The 14,714-nt window shown below is 60.7% G+C and carries 14 protein-coding genes; 10 read left to right on the top strand and 4 right to left on the bottom strand.

From position 1 onward, the window contains the following. The first annotated feature begins 88 nt into the window (after positions 1-88). From BM194_RS09970 to sthA, 10 genes are all read left to right on the top strand, one after another. The gene (locus tag BM194_RS09970) at positions 89-1,549 is read left to right on the top strand and encodes a glyceraldehyde-3-phosphate dehydrogenase (RefSeq protein ID WP_092846272.1); all 1,461 of its coding nucleotides are present in this window, start codon (positions 89-91) and stop codon (positions 1,547-1,549) included. Positions 1,550-1,841: 292 nt separating this feature from the next. Next, a complete protein-coding gene (locus BM194_RS09975; protein WP_092846274.1) occupies positions 1,842-3,191 on the top strand; it encodes a Na(+)-translocating NADH-quinone reductase subunit A in 1,350 nt (449 codons plus the stop codon). After that, positions 3,191-4,426, top strand: a complete 1,236-nt coding sequence (locus BM194_RS09980; protein ID WP_092846276.1) for an NADH:ubiquinone reductase (Na(+)-transporting) subunit B — start codon at positions 3,191-3,193, stop codon at positions 4,424-4,426. The genes BM194_RS09975 and BM194_RS09980 overlap by 1 nt, the downstream gene beginning before the upstream one ends. Then, on the top strand, positions 4,423-5,196 hold the full coding sequence (locus BM194_RS09985; protein WP_092846278.1) for a Na(+)-translocating NADH-quinone reductase subunit C: 774 nt from the start codon (positions 4,423-4,425) through the stop codon (positions 5,194-5,196). Before BM194_RS09980 ends, BM194_RS09985 begins: the two co-directional genes overlap by 4 nt. A gap of 2 nt (positions 5,197-5,198) precedes the next feature. After that, positions 5,199-5,873, top strand: a complete 675-nt coding sequence (locus BM194_RS09990; protein ID WP_092846280.1) for an NADH:ubiquinone reductase (Na(+)-transporting) subunit D — start codon at positions 5,199-5,201, stop codon at positions 5,871-5,873. Further along, positions 5,873-6,493: an NADH:ubiquinone reductase (Na(+)-transporting) subunit E gene (gene nqrE, locus BM194_RS09995; protein WP_092846282.1), complete on the top strand. Its 621-nt coding sequence runs from the start codon at positions 5,873-5,875 to the stop codon at positions 6,491-6,493. Before BM194_RS09990 ends, nqrE begins: the two co-directional genes overlap by 1 nt. Before the next feature lie 23 nt (positions 6,494-6,516). Further along, complete coding sequence (gene nqrF, locus BM194_RS10000) at positions 6,517-7,749, top strand: NADH:ubiquinone reductase (Na(+)-transporting) subunit F (protein WP_092846283.1); 1,233 nt, start codon at positions 6,517-6,519, stop codon at positions 7,747-7,749. Between the two features lie 50 nt (positions 7,750-7,799). Next, on the top strand, positions 7,800-8,807 hold the full coding sequence (locus BM194_RS10005) for an FAD:protein FMN transferase (RefSeq protein WP_243836112.1): 1,008 nt from the start codon (positions 7,800-7,802) through the stop codon (positions 8,805-8,807). Between the two features lie 2 nt (positions 8,808-8,809). Further along, a complete protein-coding gene (gene nqrM, locus BM194_RS10010; RefSeq protein ID WP_092846285.1) occupies positions 8,810-9,067 on the top strand; it encodes a (Na+)-NQR maturation NqrM in 258 nt (85 codons plus the stop codon). Between the two features lie 49 nt (positions 9,068-9,116). Then, complete coding sequence (gene sthA / locus BM194_RS10015) at positions 9,117-10,508, top strand: Si-specific NAD(P)(+) transhydrogenase (protein ID WP_092846287.1); 1,392 nt, start codon at positions 9,117-9,119, stop codon at positions 10,506-10,508. An 84-nt stretch (positions 10,509-10,592) separates the two neighbouring features. On the opposite strand, the gene BM194_RS10020 is transcribed toward sthA, so the two are convergent. From BM194_RS10020 to BM194_RS10035, 4 genes are all read right to left on the bottom strand, one after another. Continuing rightward, the gene (locus BM194_RS10020) at positions 10,593-11,459 is read right to left on the bottom strand and encodes a DNA replication terminus site-binding protein (RefSeq protein ID WP_092846289.1); all 867 of its coding nucleotides are present in this window, start codon (positions 11,457-11,459) and stop codon (positions 10,593-10,595) included. Positions 11,460-11,582: 123 nt separating this feature from the next. Then, entirely contained in the window at positions 11,583-12,539 is a 957-nt protein-coding gene (trhO, locus tag BM194_RS10025; protein ID WP_092846291.1) for an oxygen-dependent tRNA uridine(34) hydroxylase TrhO, read from the bottom strand. A 158-nt stretch (positions 12,540-12,697) separates the two neighbouring features. Then, positions 12,698-13,597, bottom strand: a complete 900-nt coding sequence (locus tag BM194_RS10030; RefSeq protein WP_092846293.1) for a carbon-nitrogen hydrolase — start codon at positions 13,595-13,597, stop codon at positions 12,698-12,700. Position 13,598: 1 nt separating this feature from the next. Further along, positions 13,599-14,666 carry an agmatine deiminase family protein gene (locus tag BM194_RS10035; protein WP_092846295.1) on the bottom strand — a complete coding sequence of 356 codons (1,068 nt, stop codon included), beginning with the start codon at positions 14,664-14,666 and terminating at the stop codon, positions 13,599-13,601. Positions 14,667-14,714: the final 48 nt, after the last annotated feature.

Raw genomic sequence — 14,714 nt, forward strand, 5'->3', positions numbered from 1 at the left:
GACCATACAGCAATTGCGCTGGCTGACGCATGGCAAGGATAATGAACAGGAAATTTCATTCGCGATTCCGTAAGGAAGGGAGTAGTACGTGAGTCAGGAAAAGCTCGACGCTCATTTTCAGGAATGGCAGGACAATGAGGCTGTCGCCGAGGAAATGATTCCCCTGCTCGGCAAGCTGTACCGCAAGTACAATGTCGTGCCTTCCCTGTATGGCCGTTCGCTGATCAACCGCTCGGTCATCCGGATTCTCAAGAATCATCGCTATGTGAAGAAGGTCGAGGGCACCGAGCTTTCCGTTCGCGATACCTTCCCGCTGGTCAAGGCAATGACCGAGCTCGACCTCGGTCCCGCGCACATCGACCTGGGCAAACTGGCCGTCTCGTTCAAGAAAAGCGGTCGCAGCGATGTCGAGGACTACCTGCGTGAAGAACTTGCCGAAATCGTCGGCAAGCACGGCGAAAACGGCATGGGGGGAGAGCCCAAGGACGTCGTCCTCTACGGCTTCGGGCGTATCGGACGTATCCTGGCGCGTATCCTGGTCGAGAAGGCCGGGGGGGGCAACCTGCTTCGCCTGCGTGCCATCGTGGTGCGTGGTGATGGCAGCGGCGACGATCTCGAGAAGCGCGCCAGCCTGTTGCGTCGCGACTCCATCCACGGCCCGTTTGCCGGCTCGATCAGCGTCGATCATGACAACAAGGCGATCATTGCCAACGGCAACTACATCCAGGTGATCAACGCCAATTCGCCCAGCGAGGTCGATTACACCGCCTATGGCATCGACAACGCCATCGTCGTCGACAATACCGGTAAATGGCGCGACGAGGAGGGGCTGTCCCAGCACCTGGCCTGCAAGGGCGTTGCCAAGGCGCTGCTCACGGCACCTGGCAAGGGAAGCGTCAAGAACATCGTCTATGGCATCAACCATCGCGACATCGGCGATGAGGATCGCATCATCTCGGCGGCCTCATGCACGACCAACGCCATCGTGCCGGTGCTCAAGGCCATCAATGACGAGTACGGCATCGAGCATGGCCACATGGAGACGGTGCACTCCTATACCAACGACCAGAACCTGATCGATAACTACCACAAGGGTGACCGTCGTGGCCGCAGTGCGCCGCTCAACATGGTGTTGACCGAAACCGGTGCCGCCAAGGCTGTCGCCAAGGCACTGCCCGAACTGGGCGGCAAGCTGACCGGCAATGCCATCCGTGTGCCGACGCCGAACGTCTCCATGGCCATTCTCAATCTCAACCTGGAGAAGGCGTCCGACACCGAGAGCGTCAACAACTACCTGCGCGACATGGCGCTGCATTCCTCGATGCAGAAGCAGATCGACTATGTCGATTCGCCCGAGGTGGTGTCCTCCGACTTCGTCGGCAACCGCCATGCTGGCATCGTCGATGCCAAGGCGACCATCGTCGACGGCAAGAATGCCGTGCTTTATGTATGGTACGACAACGAATTCGGCTACAGCTGCCAGGTGGTGCGCATCCTGCAGTACATGTCCAACGTGCACTTTCTCTACCTGCCGCGCGCTCGTGCCTGAGTGACGCCAATGCCATGCCGGCTCCGGTCGGCATGGCGTTTTTTTGCCTTCCGCCCCGATGCCGACCTTCGGTCAGGTAGTCTTTCCATCCTCGTCTCTTTATAATAGTCGCGATTTATTGGTGCGATCCGTCTGGCCATGGGTCGTGCAGGACAACCTTCTGATAAGAAAAGAATCGAGCACCGTGACGCCAGCTGACATGTGCGCGTGCCATCGCGTGGGCCAGGCTCGTCACCGTCGTGCGTCGAACCCCTTTCCTTTCGAAAATCAGATCCGATAACTGGGCGAGACTATGATCGATGTCAAACGAGGCCTGGATCTCCCCATCGCCGGGGCGCCGGACCAGCGTATCGAGGATGCGCGGCCGGTACGTCAAGTGGCGATCCTGGGACCCGACTACGTCGGCATGAAGCCGACCATGGAGGTCCGGGAAGGGGACAGGGTGAAGCTGGGTCAGGTGCTGTTCACCGACAAGAAGATTCCAGGTGTGCGTTTTACCGCACCGGGCGCCGGCGAAGTGGTTGCGATCAATCGCGGCGAAAAGCGCATGCTGCTTTCTGTGGTGATCCAACTGGACGAGCAGGAAGAGGCCGTCGAGTTCACCGCTCATGATGCCAGTGCGCTCGAAGGCCTGGATCGCCAGGCCGTGGTCGATCAGTTGGTCGACTCGGGGCTGTGGACGGCCCTGCGAACCCGTCCCTTCTCGCGTACGCCTGCCCCGGAAGCCGTGCCGGCCGATATCTTCGTCACCGCCATCGACACGCATCCGCTGTCTGCCGATCCGGCCGTGATCATCAACGAGGCGCCGCAGGCCTTCGCCAATGGCCTCAAGGTGCTCAAGCGCCTGACACCGGGCAAGGTGTTCCTCTGCAAGGCGCCCGAGGCAAGCCTTCCCGGCGAGGATGTCGCTGGCGTTCAGGTCGAGTCCTTCAAGGGGCTGCATCCAGCAGGGCTTGTCGGTACGCACATCCATTTCCTGTCGCCAGTCGGCCTGAAAAAGCAGGTCTGGCATCTGGGTTATCAGGATGTCATTGCCATCGGCAAGCTGTTCGTCGAAGGGCGCCTGGACATGACGCGTGTCGTTGCCGTGGGTGGCCCCCGTGCCAAGCAGCCGCGCCTGCTGCGTACCCGTGTCGGTGCGAGCAGTGCCGAACTGCTCGAGGGCGAGGTGCTCCAGCCGGAAGAAACGCGGGTCATTTCCGGATCGGTGTTCGGTGGTAGCACGGCGGAAGGATCACGCCGTTTCCTGGGGCGTTTCCACAACCAGTTCTCGCTGATCGAGGAAAGCAACAAGCGGGCCTTCATGGGCTGGCTGTCGCCAGGACGCAACCGCCACTCGGTCATGGGGATCTATATTTCCCGCTTCCTGGGCCTCAACGATTACAAGCCTGACACTTCCACCAATGGCTCCGAGCGTGCCATGGTGCCGGTAGGCGCGTACGAAGAGGTCATGCCACTGGATATCCTGCCCACGCAGTTGCTGCGTTCGCTGATCGTCGGCGATATCGAGAATGCCATGCTGCTCGGCTGCCTGGAGTTGGACGAGGAAGACGTCGCGCTGTGCACCTACGTGTGCCCGGCCAAGTACGAGTACGGTCCCATCCTGCGTGACAACCTCACCACGATCGAGAAAGAGGCCTGATGATGGGTATTCGCAAGACACTCGACAATCTCGAGCCGCACTTTCACAAGGGTGGCAAGTACGAGAAGTTTTACGCCCTCTATGAGGCCGTGGACACCATTTTCTATGCGCCGCCCGATGTCACCAAGGGCACGGCTCATGTACGTGACGGGATCGACCTGAAGCGCATCATGATCACGGTGTGGCTCTGCACCTTCCCGGCGATGTTCTTTGGCATGTACAACGCCGGCCTGCAGGCGAACATGGCGATCGAGAACGGCTACGGTGCGCTGGGAGGCTGGCGCGAGGCGCTGACCCTGGCACTGGCCGGCGGTCATGACCCGGGTAGCATCTGGGCCAACTTCGTGCTCGGGGCGACCTATTTCCTGCCCATCTACCTGGTGACCTTCGTTGTCGGGGGCTTCTGGGAAGTGCTGTTCGCGGTCAAGCGTGGTCACGAAGTCAACGAAGGCTTCTTCGTCACTTCGGTGCTGTTCGCCCTGATCCTGCCGCCGACCATTCCGCTCTGGCAGGTGGCTCTGGGGATCACCTTCGGTGTCGTGATCGGCAAGGAGATCTTTGGCGGGACCGGCAAGAACTTCCTCAACCCGGCATTGACGGGCCGTGCATTCCTGTACTTCGCTTACCCGGCACAGATTTCCGGTGATGCGGTGTGGGTTGCCGCGGATGGCTATACCGGGGCCACGCCGCTGTCGATGGTAGTCACCGATGGCATGCCGGGGCTGACCGACCAGTACAGCTGGATGGATGCCTTCCTGGGCTTCCTGCCCGGCTCGGTCGGCGAGACCTCGACGCTGGCCATTCTCCTCGGCGCCATCGTGTTGCTGCTGACCCGCATTGCCTCCTGGCGCATCATGCTGGGCGTCTTCCTGGGTGTCGTGGGTACGGCCATGCTGTTCAATGCCGTCGGCTCCGAGACCAATCCGATGTTTGCCTTGCCCTGGTACTGGCATCTGGTGATCGGCGGGCTGGCGTTCGGCCTGGTATTCATGGCCACCGATCCGGTGTCGGCCTCTATGACCAACAAGGGCAAGCTGATCTTCGGTATTCTGATCGGCGTGATGACGGTGCTGATCCGTGTCGTCAACCCGGCCTTCCCCGAGGGCATCATGCTGGCGATCCTGTTCGCCAACCTGTTCGCGCCACTGATCGATCACTTCATCGTGCAGGCCAACGTCAAGCGTCGCCAGAAACGTGAAGCGTCCTACACCCCCGTTACCGAGGAGACCGCCTGATGGCTAGCAACAACTCCATCAAGAAGACGCTCACGGTCGCGCTGGCGCTGTGTATCGTCTGCTCGGTCGTTGTCTCCACTGCCGCCGTGGTGCTGCGTCCGGCACAGGTGCTGAATCAGGAACTCGACCGCAAGAGCAATATCCTGCAGGTCGCTCAGCTCTACCAGCCGGGCATCAACGTCAATGAACAGTTCGCCCAGCAGATCACGTCACGTGTCGTGAACCTGGATACCGGCGAATATGCCGAGGATCTCGATGCCGAGACCTACAACCAGTTCGACGCTGCCAAGGATCCTGCCACCTCCCGTACCTTGTCCGGTGACGATCCGGCGGGCCTGGGGCGCCTGGAAAACTACGCGACGGTGTACCTGGTCGGTGATCCCGAGAATCCCGAGCAGATCATCCTGCCGATTCGTGGCCAGGGTCTGTGGGGCTTGATGCGCGGCTTCCTGGCGCTGGAAGGGGATGGCAACACCATTGTCGGCCTGTCCTACTACGATCACTCCGAGACCCCGGGATTGGGCGGTGAAGTGGACAATCCGCGCTGGAAATCCCAATGGCAGGGCAAGAAGGTCTATGCTGACGACCCAATGGATCCGATGATCCAGCTGGTCAAGGGTGGGGCCGACTCCGAGTACGAGGCCGATGCCCTGTCCGGGGCGACCCTGACCAGCCGTGGCGTGACCAACATGCTGCAATTCTGGCTGAGCGAGATGGGCTTTGCCGACTATCTCGCCCGGTTTCATGACAATTCGCAAGGAGGAGCGTGAGCATGGCCTCTGATACTCCCAAAAGCGTCGTCCTATCGCCGGTGTTCAAGAACAACCCCATCGCCTTGCAGGTGCTGGGTATCTGTTCGGCGCTGGCGGTGACCAACTCCTTGAGCGTATCGCTGGTCATGGGGCTGGCGGTTATCGCGGTGACGTCGTTCTCCAACCTGTTCGTCTCGTTGATTCGTCACCATATTCCTTCCTCGATCCGCATCATCGTGCAGATGACCATCATTGCTTCGCTGGTCATCGTGGTCGACCAGTTGCTCAAGGCATATGCCTACGAAATGTCCAAGCAGCTGTCGGTGTTCGTCGGCCTGATCATCACCAACTGTATCGTCATGGGACGCGCCGAAGGCTACGCCATGCAGAACGGCCCGGTGATGAGCTTCCTCGATGGCGTGGGCAACGGCCTGGGCTATGCCGTGATCCTCCTGTTCGTCGGCTTCGTGCGTGAACTTCTCGGCTCTGGCAGCCTGTTTGGCTTCACCATCCTGCCGGCGGTCCAGAACGGTGGCTGGTACGTGCCCAACGGCCTGATGCTGCTGCCGCCCTCGGCGTTCTTCGTCATCGGCCTGCTGATCTGGATCCTGCGTTCGTTCAGCCCGGACCAGGTCGAGAAAACCGAGTACCGGATCGTTGCCAACAGCAAGACCAAGATCAAGGAGACCGCGTAATGTTCGAGCATTATCTGAGCCTGTTCGTACAGGCAGTGTTCGTCGAGAACATGGCGCTTGCCTTCTTCCTGGGGATGTGTACGTTCCTTGCCGTATCCAAGAAGGTCTCCTCGGCGATCGGTCTGGGCATTGCCGTCATCGTGGTACTGACCATCACGGTGCCGGCCAACAACCTGATTCTGAACTACCTGTTGCGCGAGGGTGCCCTGACCTGGACCGGTCTGGAAGGCGCCGAGAACATCGACCTGTCGTTCCTCGGATATCTTTCCTACATCGGCGTGATTGCCGCGATGGTGCAGATCCTCGAGATGTTCCTCGACAAGTTCGTGCCCGCACTCTACAACGCGCTGGGCGTGTTCCTGCCGCTGATCACGGTCAACTGTGCCATCCTGGGTTCGGTGCTATTCATGGTCCAGCGTGACTATGAATTCGGCGAGTCCGTGATCTACGGGTTCGGCTGCGGCGTCGGCTGGGCGCTGGCAATCACCGCCCTGGCGGGAATTCGCGAGAAGCTCAAGTACAGTGACGTTCCGGCTGGCCTGCAGGGGCTGGGTATCACCTTCATCACCGTGGGGCTGATGTCGCTGGGCTTCATGTCCTTCTCCGGCGTTCAGCTATAAGCCAACGGGAATAGGAAAACGACATGGTCGATACTTCCATCATCTTGCTCGGCGTCGTCATGTTCACCGTGGTCATTCTTGGCCTGGTTGCGGTGATCCTGGCGGCACGGAGCCGACTCGTCAGCAGTGGCGATGTCACCATCGAGATCAATGACGATCCCGACAACACCATGACGACGCAGGCCGGCGGCAAACTGCTGCAGACCCTGGCCGCCAATGGCATCTTCCTGTCTTCCGCGTGTGGCGGTGGGGGCTCCTGTGCCCAGTGCAAGTGTCGGGTCACCGAGGGCGGCGGGTCGATCCTGCCGACTGAAGAGTCCCACTTCACCATGCGCGAAAAGAAGGACGGCTGGCGTCTTTCCTGCCAGGTACCTGTGAAGCAGGACATGAAGGTCGAGGTGCCGGAAGAGGTCTTTGGTGTCAAGAAATGGGAATGTGAGGTAACCCAAAACCCCAACGTGGCCACCTTCATCAAGGAGCTCAACCTCAAGCTGCCCGAGGGCGAGGAAGTGGCTTTCCGTGCCGGGGGCTACGTGCAGCTGGTGGCGCCGCCTTACGACATCAAGTTTTCCGACTTCGATATCGAGGAGGAATACCGGGGCGATTGGGAAAAGTTTGGTCTCTTCAACATTTCCCACAAGAACGACGAGGAAGTCATCCGCGCCTACTCGATGGCCAACTACCCGGAAGAGAAGGGTATCCTCAAGTTCAACATTCGTATCGCCACGCCGCCGCCCAACACCAACCACCCGCCCGGCCTGATGTCGACCTACGTCTTCAGCCTCAAGCCGGGCGACAAGGTGACCGTGATGGGGCCGTTCGGTGAGTTCTTTGCCAAGGACACCGACGCCGAGATGGTCTTCATCGGGGGCGGTGCGGGCATGGCACCGATGCGTAGCCATATCTTCGACCAGCTCAAGCGGCTCAAGTCGAAGCGCAAGATGTCATTCTGGTACGGTGCACGCTCCTGGCGCGAGACCTTCTACAACGAAGAGTACGATCAGCTCGCCGAAGAGTTTGACAACTTCGAGTGGCATCTGGCGCTTTCCGATCCGCAGCCGGAGGACAATTGGGAGGGGCCGACAGGCTTCATTCACAATGTGCTCTACGACATGTACCTCAAGAATCATCCGGCACCGGAAGACTGCGAGTACTACATGTGCGGGCCGCCCATGATGAATGCGTCGGTCATCAAGATGCTGACCGACCTGGGGGTCGAGCCCGAGAACATCATGCTGGATGACTTCGGCGGATGATGACGATACCGCCATGCAACGCAGCAGGGCCGGCTCCGAGAGGGCTGGCCTTGTTGTTGATAGCGTGCCTTCTGCTGCTTGCCGGGTGTGACTCATCTCCCCAGGCCCATCGCTTCCAGGGGCCAGTGTTCGGTACTGGCTACCATGTCACGCTGTATGCCGATCTGGACGAAGAGAGCTACGCCGAGATTGACGCGGGTATCCAGGCGGAACTAGAGCGTGTCGATGCGTTGATGTCGACCTATCGTGACGATTCCGAGCTTTCCCGTCTCAATCGCTATCCGGTCGGCGTTCCCTTCTTCCTGTCGCCGCCTACGGCAGAGGTGATAGGGGAGTCGCTGCGTATCGCACGATTATCGAACGATGCCTTCGATGTCACGGTTGGACCTGCCGTCAACCTGTGGGGTTTCGGTCCCGAAGGTCGCCCGGAACGCGTTCCGGATGCTGCAGCATTGGCCGATGCGCTGTCGCGTGTCGATGTTCATGCCCTGCAGCTCGACGGCGAGACTCTCGTCAAGACCAAGCCGGTCTATGTCGATCTGTCAGGCATCGCCAAGGGGTATGCGACCGATCAGGTGGCCGACTATCTGGCGTCTTGGGGGGTCGAGGATTACCTGGTCGAGATCGGGGGTGAAATCCGTACCCATGGCGAGAAGCCGGATGGCACGCCCTGGCGTATTGCCGTGGAAAAGCCGATCTCCAGCGAACGCAGTGTTCAGCAAATCATCGATCTGGGCAACGCCGGCGTGGCGACCTCGGGCGATTACCGCAACTACTTTGAAAGCGATGGGATCCGCTATTCGCATACCATCGATCCTCGCACCGGCAAGCCGATTACCAATCGTGTCGCATCGGTGACGGTGATTACCGAACGCTGCATGACTGCCGATGCGCTGGCCACGGCCTTCACTGTCATGGGTGCCGAGGCCGGACTGGCCCTGGCCGAGCGAGAAAACATTCCTGTGTACTTCATTGTCAGAAGTGATGACGGATTCGATACACGCATGAGCCCCGCCTTCGAGAGGTATCTCGAAGACAGCGCTCAAGAGGGGGGATAACCATGACTATCTGGATTCTGGCTTTCGCGTTCATCCTGCTCATGGTGACTGCCATGTCGATTGGTGTGCTGCTGGGACGCAAGCCCATCGCCGGTTCGTGTGGCGGACTCAACCGGCTTGGTCTCAAGCAGGGTTGCGATATCTGTGGTGGCAAGGATGAGGTCTGCGAGGAAGAGAATCGCAAGCGCAACGCTGCCCGTTTCCGGGAGGACGACGAGCAGCGTGGCGCCGACCTGGGATATGACGCTACCCGACGCTGAACCGAGGGGTGTGACAACGCAAGCGGAGCGAGAGGAGTCAACGAGACTAATGGCAGTTCATAATTACGATGTAGTAGTCATTGGTACAGGGCCGGCAGGAGAAAGCGCGGCCATCAACGCTGCCAAGCATGGCAAGCGGGTCGCGATCGTCGAGAAGCAGCCGGCGGTGGGCGGGAACTGCACCCATTGGGGTACGATCCCGTCCAAGGCGCTTCGTCATCAGGTCAAGCAGATCATGCAGTTCAACACCAACCGCATGTTCCGCGATATCGGCGAGCCTCGTTGGTTCTCGTTTGCCAAGGTTCTCGAACGCTCCCGGGTGACCATCGAGCAGCAGGTCGAAATGCGCACGACATTCTATGCGCGCAACCGCATCGACCTGTTCTTTGGGGTAGCGCGCTTCAAGGACGAGCATACCGTGGTCGTGCGGGACAACCACGAGGGTGCCGAGGAGTTGTGTGCCCAGAAGATTGTGATTGCCACCGGTTCGCGTCCCTATCGACCCGGCGATGTGAATTTTCGCCATCCGCGCATCTATTGCTCCGATACCATCCTGGGCCTTTCGCATACGCCGCGGACCCTGATCATCTACGGTGCCGGTGTCATCGGCTCCGAGTATGCCTCGATCTTCTCGGGGCTGGGTGTCAAGGTGGATCTCATCGACACTCGTGACCGCTTGCTGTCGTTCCTCGACGACGAGATCAGCGATGCCTTGTCCTACCATCTGCGGCAGCATGGCGTCCTGGTTCGCCACAACGAGGAGTACGAGCGGGTCGAAGGCGACGAAGCCGGCGTCGTGGTGCACCTGAAGTCGGGGAAGAAGCTGCGTGCCGATGCTTTCCTGTGGGCCAACGGGCGTACCGGCAATACCGACGAGCTGGGGCTCGAGAATATCGGGCTGGAAGCCAACGGGCGCGGGCAACTGCAGGTCGACGAGCATTACCGTACAGCTATCCCGCATGTCTATGCGGTGGGCGACGTGATCGGTTGGCCCAGCCTGGCGAGTGCCGCTTATGACCAGGGGCGCAATGCCAGCGCCGACCTGCTCGACGAGGAGTTCCGTTTCGTCGATGACATTCCCACTGGCATCTATACCATTCCCGAGATCAGTTCGGTGGGCAAGACCGAGCGCGAACTGACCGAGGCCAAGGTGCCCTACGAGGTGGCACAAGCCTTCTTCAAGGATACCGCCCGCGCCCAGATCACCGGCGATACGGTGGGCATGCTCAAGATCCTGTTCCATCGCGAGACGCTGGAAATCCTGGGAATCCACTGCTTTGGCGACCAGGCTTCCGAGATCGTTCACATCGGCCAGGCGATCATGCAGCAGAAAGGCGAGGCCAACAGCCTGAAGTACTTCATTCATACCACCTTCAACTACCCGACCATGGCGGAGGCCTACCGCGTCGCCGCCCAGAACGGCCTTAACAGGCTGTTCTGATTCCTCCCTGACCCGGCATATGCCGGGTCTTTGCTTTATTGCTACGCTTTCGCCCTGCCTGCTTCTGCACTTTCCCGGCTCGTGTCAGGCGGACCTGTAGCGATAGACGCGAAGGCTGGGCAGGAAAGCCTCTTCCTCGAGTTTTTCGTCGCTGCGCTTGGCCCGGGTTCGTCCTGCCGGTGGCGACGGCAATGGCTGATTATGGTCGGGCAGACGACCATCGGCCGTGGGAATGAACAGCGGTAGCGGCAGGTTCATGGCTCGTCGGGTACGTCCGTCGGCGAGGGGCTCCTGAAAGAACAGGTTGGCACGCATCACAGGGGCCTGTCGCTGGACCTGGGCCAGTGGCTCGCCGTCGGGTATGCCGGCAAGGCGCCTCAGTTGTATACGAATATGTGGAGCGTCGCTATTCAGGTCCAGCAACTTGCGCTCGGCTTCGCGCACGCTCAGGCGCTTGATGGAGCGGCCACTGGTATACCAGGCCAGGCGCACCCGTGCCAATGGCGCATCGGCCACCGGCAAGTGACGCCAGCATTGCTTGAGGTGCAGGCGAGCCAGCCCTTGGCCGCGCAGATGGTCGTGCAGTGCCGGATGGCGAAACGGAAGGACAGCCTTGATCTCGGGAATCAGGTCGGCAGCCTGCTCTCGAATCTGCGCAAGCACATCGGCAAAGTGGTCCTTTGCGGCATTGGCATGCACTACAGCGTTCATCAATGTGTCGTCTGCAGCAATCAAGCCGACATAGCTGCGTGTGGCACGACCATCCTGTCCATCCTCGTACCAGAAATCGAGCAAGGCTCGACGTAGCCATGCTGCATCCGGGCGAGGCGTGTCCAGTGCCCAGGCTGCGCTAGAGGCTTCATCGTAGTGACTCAGAAGGCTCTCGATACGCTGGATCACTTGATCGAAGGCGGCTTCGAGTTCGGCCAGCAGGCGGTACTGTATATCCATGGCGGCATCCTCTGAATTCTTATACCGTTATCTTAGCGGCACATAAGGGAATGGCCAATAGTTCTACGGGGGCACGAGTGGACCGTTTGGGAAAACGGCGTCCCAAGGGACGCCGTCACTGAATCATGCGTCGCTTTCTTCCAAAAGCTTGGCCGTCTGGCGCGGGTCATGGCCAATCGGGTGGGGCTGGTTGCGGGCACGGGCCAGCTCGATCTGACGCTGACGTTCGCGGGCGCTGGCTCGTGTCTTTTCGGGCAATGTATCCCAGCAGTGCGGACAGCTGATGCCAGGCGAGTAGTGTTCCGACTGACGATCTTCCACGGAAATCGGCCGGCGACAGGCATGGCACTGGTCGAACTCGCCTTCGGATAGGTCATGGCGAACGGTGACCCGATTGTCGAACACGAAGCATTCACCACGCCACAGCGACTCGTTTTCGGGCACTTTTTCCAGGTAGTTGAGAATGCCGCCCTTGAGGTGAAAGACCTCCTCGAAGCCCTCGCTGAGCATGTAGCTCGAGGCCTTTTCGCAACGAATGCCGCCAGTGCAGAACATGGCGACCTTCTTGTGGCGGCTTGGGTCGTAATGCTGCTTGACGTAGTCGGGAAACTCGCGAAAGGACTTGGTCCGGGGATCCACCGCTCCCTCGAAGGAGCCGATCTCCACTTCGTAGTCGTTGCGTGTATCGATCACCAGGACCTCGGGGTCGCTGATGATGGCATTCCACTCCTGAGGTTCGACGTAGGTGCCGACGCGCTGGTTGGGGTCAACGCCCTGCACCCCGAGGGTCACGATCTCGCGCTTGAGCTTGACCTTGGTGCGATAGAACGGGTGAGCTTCGCAGTAGGATTCCTTGTGATCGATCCCTGCGAAGCGGTTATCTTCCTTGAGCCAGGCCAGCAGGGCATCGATGCTTGCCCGGGTACCGGACACTGTGCCATTGATGCCTTCTTCGGCGAGCAGCAGGGTGCCCTTGATGTCATGCGACTTGAGCGTTTCGAGCAGCGGCTCGCGCAGGGCTTCGTAGTCAGGCAGGGCGACGAACTTGTACAGCGCCGCCACGACGATGGTTTGGGTCATGCAGAGTCTCCAGCAGGTCGCCCGCGTAAAGGGCGGACCGGATCGGTAAATCGTTTGCGGGCGTAGTTTACGTCAAACGCCTGCGGCTTTCATGCCGGCGGGAAAATGCGACGGGCCCGCAGAAGCGGGCCCGTCGGGCGGCATGAAGGGCCTGGCAATCAGCGGTCGCGGTAACGCCTGGTCAGGTCGCCATAGGCATCGATGCGGCGGTCGCGCAGGTAAGGCCACATGCGGCGCACATGCTCGCTGCGGCTCATGTCGAGCTCGACCAGCAGGCGCTCGGGCTCGTCGCCGGCATGGGCCAGGAATTCTCCCTGCGGACCGCAGATGAAACTGCCGCCCCAGAAGTTGATTCCCTCGCTTACCTTGCTGTGGTCGGGTTCGAAACCGACGCGGTTGGCGACCATCACCGGCAGGCCGTTGGCCACCCCATGGGCGCGCTGAACGATGGTCCAGGCGTCCTTCTGGCGGCCTTTCTCGGGCAGGTCATCGGGCGGATGCCAGCCGATGGCGGTCGGGTAGAGCAGGATCTCGGCCCCGGCCAGTGCCATCAGGCGCGCGGCTTCCGGATACCACTGGTCCCAGCAGACCAGCACGCCGAGACGGCCCACGGAGGTGTCGATAGGTTCGAAGCCCTGCTCGGCATCGGCATCGCCCGGCGTGAAGTAGAACTTCTCGTAGAAGCCCGGATCGTCGGGGATATGCATCTTGCGGTAATGCCCCACACGCCCACGACTGCGGTCGAGCACGATGGCCGTGTTGTGGTAGACCCCGGCAGCACGACGCTCGAAGATCGAGCCGACCAGCACGATATCGAGTTCGCGAGCGAGATCGGCCAGGCGTGTGGCAGTCGGGCCATCGAGCGGTTCGGCCAGATCGAACAGCTCGGCATCCTCGCACTGGCAGAAATAGTGCGTGGCATGGAGTTCCTGCAGCAGCACCAGTTCCGCGCCGCGCTCCGCCAACTCGCGAATGCCGGCTTCGCTCTCGTCCAGGCTGCGCTGCTTGTCCGGCCATGCGGCTTGCTGGACCAGGCCAACCTTGAGGGTCTTGCTCATCTCAACGCTCCTCGTCGTCTTGCGGGGCCCCGGGCGCAGCCAGGGTACCTCGCGGTAACTGCATCGTCAGGCAGTGTAGGCTGCCATGTTGACGAATGACACTGCGACAGTCGATAGGAACGATGTCGCGGTCGGGAAATGCCTCGGCCAGCGTCCTGAGTGCCTGGGCATCGGCGGCATCGGCATAGGTCGGAACCAGCACGGCGCCGTTGATGATCAGGAAATTGGCGTAGGTCGCCGGCAGGCGGTGGCCGTCCTCGGGGTCGAAGCACGGCTTTGGCCAGGGCAGGGCAACCAGGCGATACGGCGCCCCGTTAGACTGCCGCAGTGCCAGAAGTTCCTCTTCCATCGCAGCCAGTGCGGCATGGTGCGGGTCGTCACGATCGTTGCAGCGCACGTAGGCGATGGTCTGCGGGTCACAGAAACGCGCCAGGGTATCGATATGGCTGTCGGTGTCGTCGCCTTCGAGATGACCATGTTTTAGCCACAGTACCCGTTCGACGCCGAAATCCGCCCGTAGACGCGCCTCGACCTCGTCGCGCGAAAGCTGCGGGTTGCGGTTCTCGTTGAGCAGGCAGGCTTCGGTGGTCAGCAGTGTGCCCTGTCCGTCAGTCTCGATGCCTCCGCCTTCCAGCACCATGTCGCGTGATTCCACCGCGGTGACGAAGGTGCCGCTGGCCGCGAGGCACTGGGTCAGGGCGTTGTCACGCTGGGCCGGAAACTTGCCACCCCAGCCAGTAAACGTGTAGTCGAGCAACACGACCTTGCCGTCGCGCTCCACCCCGATAGGGCCATGATCACGGGCCCAGGTGTCATCGGCTGGCGCTTCGACCATCCGTACCCGGTCGGCAGTAATACCAAGATTGGCAAAGGTCGCTGCCAGGCGTTCTCGCGTGCTTTGGTCAGGGACCGTGATCAATACCCCCTGATAGCGTGCAATGGCGACGACCATGGCTTCCAGCGTAGCTTCGATGCGTTCGAGCTGGGGCGCCCAGTCGCTCTCGCGAGTCGGCCAGGTGAGCTGGATGGCATCCTGCGGATACCACTCGGGGAACAGACGCTGTGACATGGCGGTCTCCATAGGGCCAGTCGTTTACCGTACCGCCGCTGAGGGTTC

This window comes from Modicisalibacter xianhensis (assembly GCF_900113605.1).
In the GTDB taxonomy this organism is placed as follows: Bacteria; Pseudomonadota; Gammaproteobacteria; order Pseudomonadales; family Halomonadaceae; genus Modicisalibacter; species Modicisalibacter xianhensis.